Source organism: Edwardsiella piscicida (assembly GCF_001896205.1).
Lineage (GTDB): Bacteria > Pseudomonadota > Gammaproteobacteria > Enterobacterales > Enterobacteriaceae > Edwardsiella > Edwardsiella piscicida.
Map to the genome: position 1 here is coordinate 2,817,467 of NZ_MPNU01000001.1, position 16,960 is coordinate 2,834,426.

The window sequence follows — 16,960 nt, forward strand, 5'->3', positions numbered from 1 at the left end:
CGTCCCGCCAACGCATGGCAGGTCTTGAGGATGATGTGCGCAATATCATAGAACTGCTGGAGGGAAACGACTGGTCCAAGTATTGCACCCATACGGACTTAGGGAAGCGCCTTGAAGTGGAAGTAACGCTACTTATCGGCAACCTGCGCGCTTTATCCGCTGCTGGCGCAAAACAGATGCGGGAGTGCAAGGCATGAAACGACGCCAATTCAATACATCTAGCCGTTTTCTGGTAGATACAGCATTCCACCACCTGGAAATAATCCGCGATGATGGGCTTTACCGTCACTTGCGTATGAAGAAGCCAGGAACATCCTGTTATTACTTCGATGTGATCACTTGGCCCGGTTATTTGACTGTAACCGGAGATATGGGGACTTGGACATTTTCCCGCATCGCGGACATGTTCGACTTCTTCGGCCCATGGCAAGACCGTATTAACACTTATTATTGGTCTGAAAAATTGAAAGCTGGAGCTGGGTGTGCGTGTGATCTTCTAGCGAAAGAATACGACCACGATGCTTTTTGCCAGAGCCTGAGAGAGTCACTCAGCGAATACCTGGATGAGTCTGGGGAAGAAGAAACCGATGACGATACGCCGGACAGCTATAAATCCTGCATACGCGAAATTGTCCGTGAATTGTGTAACGCTCCATTCATCAATGAATATGAAGCATACCAGGCTGTTTGTGATGCTGATTGGCCAGACAGTTATGGTATCAGTGCCTGGGATATTTGCGAAGGCTTGACCTTTAAAACCTATACAAGCCACTTCCGCTGGATACTGTTCGCTATCACCTGGACTATCAGCAAATACCAAAATACCAAGATCGTTGATAAAGCCATGGGTACATATCTCGCTTTCCATAGCATTGATACCGGCTGCGCTGCTGGCGCCAGTAAGGGGGAGTGAGATGGCCAAATCTACAGACGTACACGATCTGTTAGTCGCGTATCAGAAACAGGTGCGGAAAATACCAGCAAAAGGTGTTTATGCCTCAATGATGCGTCAGCTTGAGGTACAGGCGGCGCACGCACGCAAGTTAATGCGCAAGCGTCGGCGATCAGTCGGTAAGTCAAATAAGCTTGGCTTTCGATTTACGGCTGAAATGCGCGTATCACTCATTTGCGATATGAATTTTTGGGCGCTTGTGTGTCGTTCTAACCGTCAGCAGGAGGCCAGTAATGACTAAAGACGTCGTTATCGATACCGAAACCATGGATACCGTGCCCAGCGCCCTACTGCTGTCTATTGGTGCCTTTGCGGTCGATGTCAGCGATCTGGAAGATACCCAGGCCAACATCCTGAAAGTTGCCCGCGATATCGATCTGCAGGACTTCTCCGTACTGGCCTTTTACACCCGGCTCGACGCCACAGATCAGCTGATGCTAGGCCGAACCGTCAGCCAAAAGATCCAGACGTGGTGGAAAGACCAGGCCGAAGATGCACACGAAGCCCTAACCGGCGATCGCGTGGCCCTCAGCGAAGCCCTGATCGGCCTCTCTCGCTGGCTGGATTATCACCCCGGCGCCAGGGTGTTTTTCCGTGGGCCAGATTTTGATGGCGCCATTCTGGAGAACGCCTACCGCATGTGCGGTCTGGAGTGTCCATGGCGTTACAACGGCAAGCGCGACGTTAGGACATACATCGATACCAAGGTCCCAACCCGCGGGCGTAAGGGCTATTTAGAGGGGCACCAGCCGTGCTTCCAGATGATTAAGCACCATGCGCTTCATGACGCTATGAATGACGCAGAACAGATGGCCATCGCGTATCAGGAGGCGTGTTAATGGAAACCTTTGCTAAATACTCAGCCACCGATTGGATGATCATGCTTCAGGTTATAAGCGTCTGGCTCTGGATGACCATCAAAGCGTGGCAGTGGATTTTCGCCATAGCCTTGCGTAAAGGCTGGAGGTGGTTGAATCGCAAGGACGAGAAGTCATTGGCCCTAGAGTCATTTTGCGAGGCGTTCAACCTTGAGACCATTCAGCCAGGGTGCTCCATGGTGGTCAAAACCAAAGGTGACATGCTGATTCTCATCAGCAGGACAAAGGAGACCAGCAATGGCTAACTCATTCAAGAAAATGTGCAAAAAAGGCGGACCGATTAGCCGCCGTGACAGCGGCATGCTTATCAAACTAGATGATATCCACGTACAGGAAGGGTTTAACAAGCGTATTGATGATGAGCGGACGCAGCAGGCTGATGATGATCTATTTCAGTTCCTGTTTTCCGGCGGAACGGTGCCGCCGCTTGAGGTCCGTCCACGCGATGAGGGCGGTGTATGGGTCGTAGAGGGGCACCGCCGCATTCGAGCGTATCGCCGGGTAAGAGAGGCTGGCAAACCCATCGAACTGATCGCCATTGCTCCCTTCACGGGCAGCGATGTGGAGCGCGTAGCGCGCATCATGACCAGCAACAACCAATTGCCGCTGACGCAGTTCGAACAAAGCCTCGTTGTGAAGGAGCTGGCCGCGTTCAATCTGACACCAGATGAGATCGCCAAGCTGATCCACAAAAGCCGCGCAACCGTAGACAAACTGCTGATCCTCAGCGCGTCGAATTACGACGTACAGCAGCTGGTGAAAGACGGCGAGGTGGCTATGGATGTGGCAGTCGATCGCGTGAAGGAGCACGGGGAGAGCGCCGGGGATGTACTGCAGGAGGATGTGAAGCGGGCGAAAGCCCAGGGAAAAAAGAAAGTCACCCGCAGCGTCACCGGCAGCCAGTTTAGCGCAACACGCGCACGCCGGCTGGTCGAGCTGCTCAGCGATGCCGAGATCGATGGGGATGGACGCACCCTGGTCCTGCGGGAAGGGGTTGGTGAAGAGGTGCTGAAGATTATCAACGAATACATGCATAGATAGATCTGCTGGCGCAGACGCACTGAACACTTAGGCAATCAGATCAGGAAAAAATGACAGGTTCGATTCCCTGTCCGGAGATAAAATCATGACACATAATATGACCCCAGATTCGCTCGTTGATTTGAAATTCATCATGGCGGATACTGGCTTCGGGAAAACCTTCATTTATGACCGAGTGAAGGATGGCACCTTGGTAAAACCAGAGAAGATTCATGGACGTTCGCGCTGGCGTTATAGCGACCACTGCGAATTTAAGAATCGCCTCCTATCCAGCTCAAATGGGTAAAATTGCGGGTAAAAAGTTTAACGAACACATAAAAACCCAATTATATCAAATCCCTGCATATCAACTTCGGCGTATGCAGGGAACGCCATGCCCCCTCTCCTGACATCGACCAAACTCAATAAAACCCTCTTATAATCAGTGATAAACCCTCTTTTCTGGCTATGCGACGTCAACGGATATCTACCCATCTCAACGTGAATCTATAAACGTTTGGGGGCCTTAGTGGGGGCTTATCCTGTTCAATGAAAAATGAGGCCCCAAAAACGACCTTAAATGCGCGTAAGGTCGAGACTGCAAAGCCCAGAGACCAAGCCTATAAACTCGCTGACGGTGGTGGACTGTATCTCCAGGTCAACCCTAACGGTTCAAAATACTGGCGGATGAAATATCGATTTGCCGGCAAAGAGAAAAAGTTCTCATTCGGAACCTACCCGGACATCACACTTGCGGAAGCTCGCACTAAACGAGATGAGGCAAGAAAGGTATTGGGGTCAGTCCACACCCCCACGGACGTGGGGAAGACTATCCGGCATCTGCTCCAGTACCTCATCCTCAAGAAACACCCCCACGGACGTGGGGAAGACCGGACAACTACCGCAACGGTGAGTGGCATATCGGAAACACCCCCACGGACGTGGGGAAGACGCCAAGGCGACATCGACATAGAAACCGCGGTCAGAAACACCCCCACGGACGTGGGGAAGACGGCTCCATCAGGTTTTGGTCACGGAACCACTCAGAAACACCCCCACGGACGTGGGGAAGACGCACCCTGATTTTTCGGCCTTACCGACAGTATGGAAACACCCCCACGGACGTGGGGAAGACCCAAAAAAGGCACCGGCGCCATACAGATCCCGAGAAACACCCCCACGGACGTGGGGAAGACCAGCCCGGAGAAGCTGACCGGCGGCTCGTACCAGAAACACCCCCACGGACGTGGGGAAGACGCTTTATCGTCGACAAACTCGCACATAAACAGGGAAACACCCCCACGGACGTGGGGAAGACTCGGCGCACCCGACCAACTCGGAGGGCGTCAGAGAAACACCCCCACGGACGTGGGGAAGACTGCCAACCCCTGATCCTGCGCAGACGCAGCTCAGAAACACCCCCACGGACGTGGGGAAGACAAAATTACCTCGCCGCCGGCATAGGTGAGATCGGAAACACCCCCACGGACGTGGGGAAGACGTCGCGCTTTACTGCTTCACTTGCGATAACGAAGAAACACCCCCACGGACGTGGGGAAGACACAACTACTTTCTGCATGAAGCACTGCGCGTTAGAAACACCCCCACGGACGTGGGGAAGACCCCTGCTCTAGCTCGCGCTGGACGCTAAAGTAGGAAACACCCCCACGGACGTGGGGAAGACTCAACAGGTACGCCTGCCTTGATACCGTCAGCGAGAAACACCCCCACGGACGTGGGGAAGACTCTTCCATATGCTGCGCTGCGGCCGATAGGATAGAAACACCCCCACGGACGTGGGGAAGACCCCATTATATTGTTAAAGAGCATACTAAACCAACTACATATTGTGGTTGACTTACTGGTTGAGCCGCTTCTCTACCACCAACTGCAGGCCATTTATCTCACAGAGCGTCTTGGTCGGTGATCCTATGGTATGGATCTGATACCCCGGTGCTCTAGCAATGCTTTTAAATATCACCACACCCGCTGCCGGTGAGCAGTGTTGATAAAGGTATTCGATCACGGTGTCAGCAACCGAATCCTTGATACCGGAAACGAAGGTATTTGGCCGCGGTTCAATAAACCAAAGTTTCATTCGTCCTCGAACTGCTGGAGGTAAATCGTTAGCGAGAACTATCAGCATCAATATTTGCCCCTCCAAGTAGCTGTGGTATATCTCTGGCTACACTCGCGAGCAAATTCAGTTCTATCACCCGCTCTCGAAAACGAGATGAAACCAGAGCCTTCTCATAACGCCCCGCCATCTCACGCGTCAGGGAGAAGGCAAGATCGATACAGAGATTCTCTTTATAAAGATCGGCCAGATCGTAGACGAAAGGCAGCGGGCTACCCGAGTGAATAAACCCCATGTGCGGGGAATAACCCATGGCATGCAACGCCGAGCAAAGGATGCCGTAGAGAGCAGCATTAGCTGAAGTGAGCACTCGGTTGGTTGTATCGCTAATTTCCATCTTTCCCGGAATGTACTGACGCCCTCTCCAACCGACTCCATATTGCTGTGCCTTTTGTTGATAGAGAGCGCGTACTCTACTTCCTTCCATTCCCATCATTTCTTTAAGACTCTTACCTGCCAAATCCGCATCGGGAAAACGATAGGCGAACATGCGGCGAGCGACTTCGAGAGATGATTTTTTATTGCAGGCAAGCCGCATCTGATGATTGAGGTTGCGCGTATTAGCGGTGGGCAAAAAACCAGCAGCATAAAAGAGCAAACTATCTTCCCCCACCCAGCAGATAGCACAGTTGGCCGCTGCAGCCGTTTTAACAGCCTCATGAGTCAAGCTGGTTCCGGGACCTAACAAAATGGCATTGAGAGTCGCTACCGGCAAACGTACAACCTGCCCTTCGGCATCGAGCCACTTTAGACTGCTATCATCAATCTCTAAGCGCCCGCGCTCTAGGTAGATAAAGGGGTATTTATCCTTAACCTGAGGTAGAGACTCCCGAGTGATCTTGACGAATAAACGCTGACCACCACTCATAGTTTAGCCCTCGTTTATCAGCGTCACCTGCCGATCCCGATAACGCTTATGCTGACCAAATTGCAGCGGAACATCGTTTAATGTCAGCAGTTCTCCCCCTTCAGTGGCCCCCTGGACCACCATAAAGTCCTGGGTTCGTTGCTTCTGCTCGGCCAGATTGAGGGCGGCTGTCAGCGCATCATCCCGGTTGGCAAATTGTCCCTGAAAGATAAACTCGCTGGGCACGCAAGTTTTTCTGCCGAGGGAGAGATCCCAAACCGGATTTTGCAGAGCTAGGGCGACCTCGGTTAACAGGCCATCAGGAATCTGGAACAGTACAGCAAACGCCTGATCTTGCAGGTAGTAGCGGTAGGTCATCTTTGTGCCTCCCCCCACCGCTTTCTTTCCTTCACGGGTTTTGGGGATCAGCAGACTTTGCCAAGGATCCTTGTCATCGTAACCACTGCCCACCATATGAAAATCGCGTAACACCGGCTCTCGGGGCACGAGCGCCCCATTCTTGTCACGACGAGCAAAGCTGTGAACCTGCATATCGAGATCGGCAAATTGGGCAAGTAAGGATATTTGAGGCCCCCCAGCCCCCAAGGCAGCACAGACCATCCCGAGCACCCCGGACTTAGTTGGAAAAGGCAGGGTCTCACGCCGTCCAAAGCGGGAGTCATGCCCCCAACTTTGTAGAGGCCCCTCCAGCCATAGCAACAGGTAAGGTTGACTCATGACTTACTCCACATGGTTTTGCAACTTAGCGATCAGGTGATCCAAACTGAATGTCTCATCCTCACCCCACTCATAATCGCCCAGCTTGCCAAACAGGCTGCCGGTGAGCACCTCTTTCTTGCTGATATAGCCTTTGAGCGCGGCTACGCTGGGGGCTAAAAAGCCATGACCCGCGGCTTTTACAGGTTCATCAAAGGGCACCTGCAAGCGCTGTCCTTTACGAACCAGCACCTTGGCAAACTCCCACGGGCTGGCGCCGGACTGGGTCGTCTGACGAGCCGCGGGAACCGCAACAAACAGCGCCTGGGTAAAGGCGGCGATGGCCTGTTTCAACTGTTCTTTATTGAGTTCATCCCCACCCATGGTGTCGGCGAGTTGCCCCAGATCCAGGCTGATATAGCGGTAGTAGGTAGCGGAGTTAAATTCCAGGCTCCCCATGTGGGCCGAACCGGGCTCTTCTTGCCGATCATCGAGCGCGGTGAAGAACTCCACCTCATTGGCCACCTTGTGAGTCGAGATGGCATGGCTGAAAGAGGCAGCGGCTTCGACATTCATCTCTGCGGCCTTGGCAACCATTCGCCCAAAGAGAGCAATATCGAGCGCATCCAGGGCTGGGTTGAGATTTTTTTTAGCCCGCTTAGCCAGCTCTTTATCTTTGATCTTGTTAGAGTCGAACTCCTGCTCTCTAGCATAATCCGCCAAGGCTTCCGCCTCACTGTCGCTAATAAACAGCAAGGTATCATCGGCCAATAGCTCGGCAATCTTGCTCGCACACGCCTGAGCTGGCTCCTGTGCTGCACCCAGTTTGATGCAGTGTTCTGTGACAAGATCAGCGACCTTTTTAGTGCGAATACCCAGCTTAACACCAAACGCTTGCATGGCCAGACGCACCTGACGCTTCCAGCATTGGGAGCTAACCCTGGCGCGGGTGACGCCACCGACGACGGCCGTTTTGGGGGCTCCGACATCATCCCGGTTCAGACACGTAACGGGAAAAGACTGGAGGATGTGAAACTCGATACGGGTATTCTTCAGCGCGTTATTCATGATGATTCCTTGTCAGAAAAGGGGGTGTTCGATAAGGGGAACGACTTGCAGCAAGCCACAACCAAAGGCGCGGCCACGGCCCACTCCGCTGGCCACGCTCAGGGCGAAACGTTCGGGGTCGGTCACGGTGAGATAACCACTCAGGGTTGCCTGCTGCAGCGTGATGGCTCGCTCAGCTTTGCCCTTGAACTGGGCCACTCTCACGTCATCGACCTGAATACGCTCAGAGTCGATGTAAAAGCCCCAGTTTGTAGCCGCACGCTCGATAAACCAGTCGGCAATAGCCTCTCGCCCTTTCACTGGCTTGAGTTGACGGCTCTGGTTATCTCGTCTGGTCGGCGAGACTGTGACGGCAAAGCGGTAGTGACGATGCGATAGAAAATCGTCAGGCAGCGGACGTGATTCAACCTCACCGTATTCACCGGCTTGAGGAAGGCGGTCCGAGAGCAGCAAGATCTGGCGACAACGGTGATCTCCTCCCTTATCGACCCATTGGATTCCACTTGGTACGCTGGCCTGCTTTCGCATCTCTGAACGTACGTCCTCAAACAGTGCGTAAACCACCCGGTGCAGTGAGTAGAGGTCGGTCACTCGCAGCGCTTTCACTGCGGCCCGATCGAGGCGTAACACGCTGGCATAGAGGGTCATGCTGTTAGCTCCTTTTCCTGCCTGCCGTAAAACTGTTGAGCCCAGCGTGCTTTGGCGCGATCTGCACTGCGATGAAACCAGCGTAAATCCACCAGCAGTGCCGCATAATCGAGAGGTTGATTGACCCGACTCCGGATCAACGTCAACAACGGACGCAAAATGCGGCATACCTCTTCGGTATCATCACAAGCAAGCAGGCGGCGTAGCCTGGCTTTGGCTTGATCGCTCTCGCGCCCCTCGCTAAAAGCGAGAGCGATCGCCTGCCCCAGTGGCAAGCTACCATTGCATGCCTGATCGCTGCGTGCCACGGCGGCGGCAATCAGAGCAAATGGCTGGCGCTCTTCGGCCCACTCCAGATTGATCCCGAAGGCGGCCAGAGTGTCCCAACTTTGATACTCGGTAGCAGGGTTATCGGCACGGCGCAGCCGGGCGGCAAATCCCTTATCTTTTTGGCAGCGCTGACAGAGGTATGCGACAAAATCCACCTCGCGACGCTGTGAGGCTTGCGGTTGCGTATTCATGATTGCTCCTGTTGCAAATAGGCGGAGAGGTTTGGCTTGGTTTTGGCCCAGGCATCCATCTGCCGCGCCGTTTGATGGGGGCAAAACTGGTCAAATACCTGAGAGGTATAGCGGGCAAATTGACGGCGCAGCTGTTGTCGAGCCTTTACCTCATCACAACCATCGATCAGAGCCTGGCTCTGACGCTCACAGAGCTGCCAGAAAAGGTTGCTCGCCTGTTTGGCAAGTGACTCACCATCCACCATCTGTGCCTTGTAATAGCCCATCACGCAGCCGTAAAGGGTCTTGGCCAGCCCATCTAACTGGCCTATCTCGGTTTGGAAACGGTTAAACCAGAGCGCGTTAACGTGGCTAGGAGAGAGCCAGCAAAGCGACTCGACCATATCGTCTGAACCGGAGGCATATTGTTCACCAGCATTACTGCTGACCCTTAATCCCCCAGACCAGATAGCAAAGTGAGCTACCTGCTTTTTAGCTTTGCGCAAAGCCAGTTTAATCTGATAACAATCAAGCGATTTTCCTCCTTGATCGATAAAACCGAGCAGGCTGGTCAATTCGCGCCAAGGGCGGCGCTCGGGATCGGCCCAGCGTACCTTGGGCTCCTTGCCGCTGATATCGATCGCCACTGAAGGGTCGAAGACGCCCTCTTTGTAGTTGCCATGTGCAATACCTTCGGAGTAATGCAGTCCCTCATCGACCAATAAGCAGAAGCGGCACAATGGAACCAACCGCCCCATCAGAGAGCCCTTGAGCTGTTTAGCGACATGGCAATCCTCTCCCTCTGGCATCTGCTCCCAAGGCGCTATACCCACGCCAGATGGATAAAGCGTGAGATCAACAATTTCAGCCTCGGTAAAGAGGTTGAGCCAGATACTCTCTAGCAATGATGTACCCAGACAGTAGTTATGCAGTAAGCCCATATATGCAACAGAGGGGCCTGGTTTTCCCGTTGATGGCTTCCCTTTATCATTGCTCTTACCGCTGTAACCCGGTGTTAGCACTACGCTGTTATCGGTCTTTTTCCCCCCCAGCGCAAACCCCATCTGAGCGATCAAGAGCAGCGCCCGCTCACCATCATCGAGCGGCCGCTCAGCTTGGGACTGTGTCAACACAGTGGTATTGCCGGTCGCCACATCGGGCTGCACGGTGCCAAAACTCTTGATAGCGGCTTTGGCAATGGCAGGCATTTGAAGAAAAGGGATCGGGCCGTAGAGATAGAAGCGATCGTGCCACTGGGCTAGATAGCGGCAGACCCGCTCTGCCATGCCTTGCCAACCCAGTTGTTGCCACGCCTTTAGATCTTGTGGAGTGGACGCGGCTTGGGCGATAGCCTGCAGCAGCTTCAAAATGGCGGCCTTTTGCACCGGATTCCCCCCCAGAGCTCGGTATTCAGGGTGAGTGAAAATATCCTTGAGTCCGACCCGCCCATTATCGGTCACGGGGATCCAGGGTTCGTCGATCAGATTGAAGCGATGTTCCACGGCTTACTCCTTGTATTGGGTAATGATGAGACCGATGTCATCCCGATAGCGATAAGAGAGGCGATCGCTTAAGGGGGCGGAGCGCCCATCGACAGCCTGTAATTGATGATCTGTAGCGACCAGGGCAATAGAAATAGCGGCGTCATCCTGATCCGGATGGCCGAGATACAGTACATGGCCCAGGCCTACTTTTTGGCACCAGAGCCGCTCCGCTGGCCGAGGCAGTTGGCTTAAACGGCAGCTGACTAGATGCTGGGTCACTCGCGCCGCGCGGTTTCGCCATTCTGCTGGCGTAAGGCGATGCCCATGCCAGGGAATAACGATCTGCTCACCATCGAGAAAGGTCAGGGTTGTAGCCTGATCGTGGTTGTTCAGAGATAGCCCCGACAGGAGCAACAAGTCACCGCTCTCCTGCTCGCTATAGCGGGTTTGTGCCTTGGCCTCGGGCAGAGTCTTGCCTCCTTTGGAGAGCGTAAGTCGTGCCAGCTGCCGAAGCGTATTAACCCCTTTACGCCGGTGCGCCCCCTCAAAGAGCTCTCGTTTCCAACGCGCCATCGCGTCATCTTCGCTGCGTTCCCGATAGGTGGACTCCACCAGCGTGCGGATATGGTCAGGCAAGGAGACCCTCCCCTCCTTCACCTGCGCAAGCCACACCTCTAAAGAACGACAAAGTAAATAAGGTGAGTAGACGTGGGCTGTTGCACCAAAGGCCTGATAGGGATCTTGGCGCGCTGCATCAAGGTCTGGGGCAAGGATCCAGGCCTCCCTAATGGCCTCTGGCGGCCTAGGCGTCTGTTCATGGCGCCAGAGGCGCCCCAAACGCTGAAACAGCATATCGCTAGGCGCCATGCGGCTGACTAGAAAATCGGCATCAATATCAAGTGATTGCTCAAGCACCTGAGTGCCTATCAAAATGCGCCCTTGCTCCCTGCGAGCAGCTCTGCCCACTTTGCCATAGCAGCCAACCCAATGAGCCTCATTTTTTTGCCGATGCAAAGCAGTAAACCGAGAGTGCAGTAGACCGCAGGCTACCCCCAGCTCTTGGGCTCTGGCAGCCAGATCGAGATAACGTTCCTGCGCCTCAGCTACCGTATTTTCAATCCACAGCACCTGCTGGCCTTGGGACGCTCGCTTTAGCACTTCCTCTAATACAGTCTGATCCGCCATGGCCTTGCATTGCAGATATACCGTTCGGGGTTCTTCTGGTGTCACCGACAGCTCTTGCAACGGTGATGGCGTGATACCTGGTGATACAGAGATGAGCGGGTAGGCATCTCGCTGTGCTGGCTGCCCGAGCAACTCACTGCGGCGAGCCTGGCTCAACGTAGCGCTGAGAATAATCACGGTACAATGCAGGGTGCGAAGTAGTCGGATCAGCTCGTCGAGGATCACCCCGGTGTAAGCATCGTAACTGTGCACCTCATCAAGGATCACCACCTTGCCCACCAAGCCAAAGGCTCTGACAAAACCGTGTTTGACATTCATGGCGGCCATCAATGCCTGATCGAGGGTACCCACGGCAAAGGGTGCCAGCAGACCACGCTTTGCACTGTCAAACCAGCTGCGGCCGGGTTTTCCCTCCTCACCCAATGCATGATTGACCAACCAGGCATTACCATGAAGCAGCAGAGAGTGACGGTGTGGACTCTCTTCGGTCAGGATCTGCTTGAGGTAGCCATTAAAGCGGTCTAACAGCTTGTTAGATGTCAGCTGAGTGGGCAGCGCAAAATAGATGCCTGTGGCCCTTCCCTCTTCCAACATCTTGTAGGCCGCATAGAGCGCCGCCTCGGTCTTACCAAGCCCCATGGGTGCCTCAAGCACATAGACACCGACGCCTTGGCTATACTGGTGGAGAAGCTGCTGAGGCTCATTGGGTTGATAGGGCGTCCCATCCTCAGCCCTGAAAATATCACCGAAGGTCAGCCCATTACGTACCTGAGGCAATACAAACCCCGCATCATCCAATGCTTGTTCTATTCTTGGTTGCCAGGGAGTGGCGGGATCTTCAAAGTGATGACCAGAGCCAATCCAATCCGCTACGGTGGTCAGCCCTGCCAATATTCTGGCCTGCGCCGGCGTCGTGATAACGGGGATCTCTTCCCCCATTGCCCGCTGTAACGCCTCCACCAGCTTGCAGCGCTCTGTCTGCCAAGACGCACCTCCCAAAGGCGGCGCATCGGCCGTCAACATCACCTCGGGCGGATTAAAGCCGTGGTGCTGCCCAGCGACGCTAGGTACAAACGGGTTGCTTGTGATTGCGGCGAGGGCCAGCTCGCTGACGCCAGCATGGCCCCCCCATTCACGCTCTTGTATTCCGCGGAACTGAGGCATTCGTTGCAGCCAAGGAGAATCTTCTCCCTCCACCGCGCACTGTAATTTGAGGAAAAATGTGGGGCTAATCTTACCTATGTCATGAAGCGCTGCCTGTAGGGCACTCCCCCGAGGAAAAAGTGGGTGCCGAATCGTCTCTGGTATCCGCTCCAACAAAGCCTTTGCAGTTTGCCCCACTATCTGACAATGGTTAAACACACTTCGCCCCAGATGGGGTACACCTTGCCGATCTTTGTAGGTCTTGGCCGGACACAATTCAAAAGGGACAGCCGCGATCGCTGATTCCGTATCCGTCGCTTTGCGCCTTCTGTTTATCATATCGCAGTCGCCCTTTGTTTTATCATATTAGCTATATACTCTTCTCACCGGCTTACCCGTTCACTGAATATAGTGGTCAACGATACGCCCCTTAGAAAGAGTTGTATCAGGGATCTGGCCTAGGAGCCAAAACATAATGGTCACGAATAATACCCAGTTCAACCTCACTCCAAGGTACATTTTTCCTTCTGTCGCCCCCGAACCGATCATCAACTCTAGCGCACCTAGAGTTCGCCCCAACGGCACCGCAATCTCCGCGACAGATATGGAAGAATAGTTATTTTCCAGAAAGGTTAAATTCCCCGACGGTCCACCTGGCACGGTTATTACGGTAACAAAATGAATTACTCATATTTTTTGCGCCATTTTTACTCTGATGCATTCTGCTTTATTTCAACATAGCGGGCGGCCAGTTGTTTCAGATACATCGCCAACTGAGACCTCGCAGCGGCAGATAAAGGAACTCCAGCAGGATTCTCTGACAATACCCGCAGTTGCTCTTCAGCCGGCATGGACTGATTAAAAGACTGTCGGATGGAAAATACAACGGACTTCAGTTCGCTGACCGTCATGTATTTACCCTGAACCGTACCGGGTTTCTGGGAGACTAAACTCTCAGTGAAAGGAGACCCGATATGACATCGACATCATCCAAGCATTACTCCCCCGAGCTCCGTGAGCGAGCTGTCAGAATGCTGATAGAACAGCCGGAGAGTTACCCTTCTGAACATGCTGCTATCAAATCCATTGCTCCTAAAATCGGCTGTAGCATCGACACCCTACGCTATTGGCTTCGCCAGCATGAGCGCGGTGTTGGCGGCGGTGATGCTGGACTCACGACTACCGAACGCCAACGGCTGAAGGCGTTGGAGCGGGAGGTTAGAGAACGTCGACGCAGCAACGATATCCTGCGGCAGGCCTCTGCTTATTTTGCGAAGGCGGAGTTCGACTGTCTGTGGAAAAAATAATGCCGCTGCTGGATACCCTCTGCGGTAGTCATGGGGTCGGACCGGTATGTCATGAGCTGAATATCGCCCCATCGACGTACTACCGGCACCAAAATTACCGTCAGCACCCTGAAACACGCAGTCAGCGTGACCAGCGAGATGAGCATCTGAAGCTGGAGATACAACGTGTATACGATGAAAACTACCGAGTCTATGGCATACGTAAGGTCTGGCGCCAGTTGCAGCGGGACGGCTTTAGCATGGCCAGATGCACCATCGCGAGACGGATGAAAAACATGGGGCTTGCCTGCGTGCTGCGGGGTAAAAAATTACGAACTACAGTCAGCCGGAGAGATAAGCTCGATTCATCGCGGCATGGCTTCCCCTCTGCGACAGGATTGTTAAAATGAGCGCGCTATTCTTAACCGTGCAATACTTTCTCTTCTCTGGCAATCAGGAACAATGTTGGAATGAATCCACGCTTAACCCGCGGCTATCGCAAAATAAGGCACTATCTACACGGGCGGCCGCGCTTTCTCTTTTCCATACTGATGGCCACCGTCATCTACCTCTGCCTTACGCCGTTTTTCTCCCCGGCGATCCGCCTGATGTTTGGCTGGAACGTCTTCGCCTGGCTGTATATCCTCTTTTTGCTGACCAAAATCGTTAACCGCAGGGCCCACGATATCCGCAAAATCACCCGGCTGGAGGATGAGAGCGCCAAGATGGTGATCTTCTTCGTCGTCATCGGCTGCTGCATCAGCGTGCTGGTGCTGTTTCTGGAGCTGGCCACCGCCGGGCAGACCAGCGGCCACCAAAAGATCCTGCACTTCATTATCACCGGCTCTACGCTGATCTCCTCCTGGCTGCTGCTGCCGATGGGCTTTACCATGCACTACGCCCATGTGTTCTACTCCAACCCCAAGACAGACGATCCCTGGCTGCTGTTTCCCGACAAGGTCCAGGCGCCCTCCTACTGGGACTTTATGTACTTTTCGTTCACCATCGCTGTCGCCTCGCAGACCGCCGACGTCTGCGTCGGATCTCAGGAAATGCGCAAAATTGTCCTGCTGCAGTCGGTGATCTCCTTCGTGTTCAACATGACCATTCTCGGTCTGTCGATCAACGTCTGCGCCAGCCTGTTCTAAGCCCGCGCTCGGGGGGTGCCGCCGCGGCGCCTCCCGGTTACTTCTGCGAGAAGCCTCACACTTCATCACTCTCTCCCGCCGTGTCTATTGTCTGTTCAGACGCGTAACGGTAAATTTACTCAAGTCTGGTTTAAACCAAATGGATTATATCATGGAGACAGTTTCTACCGTCGAGCTGGCCAAAGAGCAGCTCAATCAATGGATTGACAATGGCATGATCGGCGCCGGCGGAAAGCTTCCCTCAGAGCGTGAGCTCAGTGAGCTGCTCGGCATCAAGCGGATGACCCTGCGTCAGGCGCTGCTCAATCTGGAGGGGGAGTCCAAAATCTTCCGCAAAGATCGCCGCGGCTGGTTTGTCGCCCTGCCGCGCTTTAACTACAACCCCAATGAGGCGACCAGCTATAAGCAGGCCGCCATCGAGCAGGGGCGCGTGCCCTCCTGGGGCTATCTGGAAAAACAGCGGGTGCTGGATGCGCCGCCGCGGATGCAGTCGCTATTGCAGGCCGACCCGCAGCAGGGGCTGTTCCGTATTCGCGGCTGGGGGGCGCTGGACGGCCACAAGGTGTTCTATCACGAAACCTATATCAACCCGCTGGTCGCCCCCGACTTTATCGACCATCTGGGCGAAAGCGCCTTTGCCGACGTGTGGAGCCAGCACTACCAGCGCCCGACGGTCACCCGGCATCTGGCGTTCAAGCCGACGCGGCTGAATGCCGAAGCCAGCCGGGTTATCGGCGGCAACTGCACGACGCCGGCGATCCAGGTGGAGAAGTTCCGTGCCGATATGCTGCGCAATATCCTGCAGATTGACATCGAATACTGGCGTTTTGAATCCGTAGATTTTTATATCGACCTATAAGGTAATTCCCATGACACCCGAACAGGCTACAAAAATCGTTGCGCGCGCCGACACGCTGCCGCTGTATCTGCACGCCTACGCTTACCACCTGAATATGCGTCTGGAGCGAATTCTTCCCGAGGATCTGCTGGAGATCGCCCATCGGCAGGGGCTGCACGGCGTAAAGGTTCACGTGCTGGATGGCGAAAGCCGCTCGCTGGCCCACGCCAGCGCCGAGCGGCTGACGCGCTTTGGCGCCGCGGCGCGTCGGCTGGGGCTGGATATTCACATTGAAACCAGCGCCTCAGATAGCGATGCCCTGGCGCAGGCCATCGCCATCGCCGAGGGCTGCGGCGCCAGCTCGGTACGCTTCTACCCGCGCTATGAGGGCGCCCTGAGTCAGGTGCTGAGCCAAATCCGCGCCGATATCCAGACGCTGCGCCAGCATCACCGGCACAGCGGGCTCCGCTTTACCCTGGAGCAGCATGAGGACCTGAAAAGCCACGAGCTGGCGGCGCTGATCGCCGAAAGCGACTTTCCCGCCCTCTCCCTGCTGTTCGACTTTGCCAACATGATCAACGCCAACGAAGAGCCGCTGCCGGCCCTGCGCGCGATGGCACCCCATGTCACTCAGGTGCACATCAAGGACGCGCGGATCACCCGCGAGGCCCGCGGGCTCGGGCACCAGGCCTGTATCTCCGGTCAGGGGGAGATGCCCATGCGCCAGCTGCTGACCGAGCTGATCTGCCTGGGCGAGACGCAGCCGCAGGTCACCGCCTATGGGCTGGAGGAGGAGGTCGACTACTACGCCCCGCCGCTGCGCTTTGCCGACGAGGGCGCCGATCCCTGGATCCCGTGGCGCGCGATGAGCGAAACTCCGCTCCCTCAGCGCGATCTGGCGCAGCGCTTGGCGCAGGAGCAGCAGGATGCGCTGAATCAAATCCACTATGTCCGCACGCTGGTTCAGGATATCAAGCGAGAAGCCTTAAATTTAATTAATTGATCGCCATTATTATTTTTTAATTTATTCCGCAGCGTCAGCGCGAATTATTCCTTCGGGAGTAAGGATGCCTGTCGACCCTACATAACGCCATGCCATACATTTTTAT

The 16,960-nt window shown here is 54.6% G+C and carries 17 protein-coding genes, 4 pseudogenes, 1 CRISPR repeat array and 1 other annotated feature; of the genes and pseudogenes, 12 read left to right on the top strand and 9 right to left on the bottom strand.

Annotated elements, in window-relative coordinates:
- The 8 genes and pseudogenes from BRD58_RS18275 to BRD58_RS18390 form a co-directional block, all read left to right on the top strand.
- Nucleotides 1-197 (top strand): annotated as a pseudogene (locus tag BRD58_RS18275) (hypothetical protein); the annotation flags it as partial.
- Nucleotides 194-913 carry a hypothetical protein gene (locus tag BRD58_RS12945; RefSeq protein ID WP_073383314.1) on the top strand — a complete coding sequence of 240 codons (720 nt, stop codon included), beginning with the start codon at nt 194-196 and terminating at the stop codon, nt 911-913. The pseudogene BRD58_RS18275 and the gene BRD58_RS12945, both read left to right, overlap by 4 nt.
- Before the next feature lies 1 nt (nt 914).
- Complete coding sequence (locus BRD58_RS12950) at nt 915-1,193, top strand: hypothetical protein (RefSeq protein WP_073383318.1); 279 nt, start codon at nt 915-917, stop codon at nt 1,191-1,193.
- On the top strand, nt 1,186-1,791 hold the full coding sequence (locus BRD58_RS12955) for a 3'-5' exonuclease (RefSeq protein WP_073381646.1): 606 nt from the start codon (nt 1,186-1,188) through the stop codon (nt 1,789-1,791). The genes BRD58_RS12950 and BRD58_RS12955 overlap by 8 nt, the downstream gene beginning before the upstream one ends.
- On the top strand, nt 1,791-2,075 hold the full coding sequence (locus tag BRD58_RS12960) for a DUF4752 family protein (protein ID WP_073383321.1): 285 nt from the start codon (nt 1,791-1,793) through the stop codon (nt 2,073-2,075). The genes BRD58_RS12955 and BRD58_RS12960 overlap by 1 nt, the downstream gene beginning before the upstream one ends.
- The gene (locus BRD58_RS12965) at nt 2,068-2,871 is read left to right on the top strand and encodes a chromosome partitioning protein ParB (RefSeq protein WP_073383322.1); all 804 of its coding nucleotides are present in this window, start codon (nt 2,068-2,070) and stop codon (nt 2,869-2,871) included. The genes BRD58_RS12960 and BRD58_RS12965 overlap by 8 nt, the downstream gene beginning before the upstream one ends.
- An 85-nt stretch (nt 2,872-2,956) precedes the next feature.
- Nucleotides 2,957-3,157: a helix-turn-helix transcriptional regulator gene (locus BRD58_RS12970; RefSeq protein ID WP_034165921.1), complete on the top strand. Its 201-nt coding sequence runs from the start codon at nt 2,957-2,959 to the stop codon at nt 3,155-3,157.
- A 242-nt stretch (nt 3,158-3,399) separates the two neighbouring features.
- Nucleotides 3,400-3,633: pseudogene (locus tag BRD58_RS18390) on the top strand (Arm DNA-binding domain-containing protein); the annotation flags it as partial.
- A 19-nt stretch (nt 3,634-3,652) separates the two neighbouring features.
- Nucleotides 3,653-4,657: a CRISPR direct-repeat array (repeat unit 28 nt; unit sequence GAAACACCCCCACGGACGTGGGGAAGAC).
- 51 nt (nt 4,658-4,708) lie between these two features.
- On the opposite strand, the gene cas2e reads toward BRD58_RS18390, so the two are convergent.
- The 9 genes and pseudogenes from cas2e to BRD58_RS13020 form a co-directional block, all read right to left on the bottom strand.
- The gene (gene cas2e / locus BRD58_RS12980) at nt 4,709-4,948 is read right to left on the bottom strand and encodes a type I-E CRISPR-associated endoribonuclease Cas2e (RefSeq protein ID WP_236721602.1); all 240 of its coding nucleotides are present in this window, start codon (nt 4,946-4,948) and stop codon (nt 4,709-4,711) included.
- A 28-nt stretch (nt 4,949-4,976) separates the two neighbouring features.
- Entirely contained in the window at nt 4,977-5,855 is an 879-nt protein-coding gene (gene cas1e / locus BRD58_RS12985; RefSeq protein ID WP_073383323.1) for a type I-E CRISPR-associated endonuclease Cas1e, read from the bottom strand.
- 3 nt (nt 5,856-5,858) lie between these two features.
- Nucleotides 5,859-6,572, bottom strand: a complete 714-nt coding sequence (gene cas5e / locus BRD58_RS12990; protein ID WP_073383325.1) for a type I-E CRISPR-associated protein Cas5/CasD — start codon at nt 6,570-6,572, stop codon at nt 5,859-5,861.
- Between the two features lie 3 nt (nt 6,573-6,575).
- Nucleotides 6,576-7,619 (bottom strand): type I-E CRISPR-associated protein Cas7/Cse4/CasC, encoded by a 1,044-nt coding sequence (gene cas7e, locus BRD58_RS12995; RefSeq protein ID WP_069579040.1) that lies wholly within the window; start codon nt 7,617-7,619, stop codon nt 6,576-6,578.
- 12 nt (nt 7,620-7,631) lie between these two features.
- On the bottom strand, nt 7,632-8,267 hold the full coding sequence (gene cas6e / locus BRD58_RS13000) for a type I-E CRISPR-associated protein Cas6/Cse3/CasE (RefSeq protein WP_069579041.1): 636 nt from the start codon (nt 8,265-8,267) through the stop codon (nt 7,632-7,634).
- Nucleotides 8,264-8,788: a type I-E CRISPR-associated protein Cse2/CasB gene (gene casB / locus BRD58_RS13005; protein ID WP_069579044.1), complete on the bottom strand. Its 525-nt coding sequence runs from the start codon at nt 8,786-8,788 to the stop codon at nt 8,264-8,266. The genes cas6e and casB overlap by 4 nt, the downstream gene beginning before the upstream one ends.
- Nucleotides 8,785-10,269 carry a type I-E CRISPR-associated protein Cse1/CasA gene (gene casA / locus BRD58_RS13010; RefSeq protein ID WP_073383328.1) on the bottom strand — a complete coding sequence of 495 codons (1,485 nt, stop codon included), beginning with the start codon at nt 10,267-10,269 and terminating at the stop codon, nt 8,785-8,787. Before casA ends, casB begins: the two co-directional genes overlap by 4 nt.
- Nucleotides 10,270-10,272: 3 nt before the next feature.
- Nucleotides 10,273-12,918, bottom strand: a complete 2,646-nt coding sequence (gene cas3 / locus BRD58_RS13015; RefSeq protein WP_073383333.1) for a CRISPR-associated helicase Cas3' — start codon at nt 12,916-12,918, stop codon at nt 10,273-10,275.
- Nucleotides 12,919-13,286: 368 nt separating this feature from the next.
- Nucleotides 13,287-13,502: pseudogene (locus tag BRD58_RS13020) on the bottom strand (VasL domain-containing protein); the annotation flags it as partial.
- Nucleotides 13,503-13,553: 51 nt separating this feature from the next.
- On the opposite strand from BRD58_RS13020, the pseudogene BRD58_RS17980 reads away from it, so the two are divergent.
- From BRD58_RS17980 to BRD58_RS13045, 4 genes and pseudogenes are all read left to right on the top strand, one after another.
- Nucleotides 13,554-14,239: pseudogene (locus BRD58_RS17980) on the top strand (IS3 family transposase); the annotation flags it as partial.
- Nucleotides 13,841-13,957, top strand: a sequence feature (AL1L pseudoknot). It overlaps the preceding pseudogene by 117 nt.
- 96 nt (nt 14,240-14,335) lie before the next feature.
- Nucleotides 14,336-15,013, top strand: a complete 678-nt coding sequence (locus BRD58_RS13035) for a DUF1345 domain-containing protein (protein WP_073383344.1) — start codon at nt 14,336-14,338, stop codon at nt 15,011-15,013.
- 151 nt (nt 15,014-15,164) lie between these two features.
- The gene (locus tag BRD58_RS13040; RefSeq protein ID WP_012849317.1) at nt 15,165-15,872 is read left to right on the top strand and encodes a GntR family transcriptional regulator; all 708 of its coding nucleotides are present in this window, start codon (nt 15,165-15,167) and stop codon (nt 15,870-15,872) included.
- A gap of 10 nt (nt 15,873-15,882) precedes the next feature.
- Nucleotides 15,883-16,854, top strand: coding sequence for a sugar phosphate isomerase/epimerase family protein (locus tag BRD58_RS13045; RefSeq protein WP_012849318.1), 972 nt, complete (start codon nt 15,883-15,885; stop codon nt 16,852-16,854).
- Nucleotides 16,855-16,960: the final 106 nt, after the last annotated feature.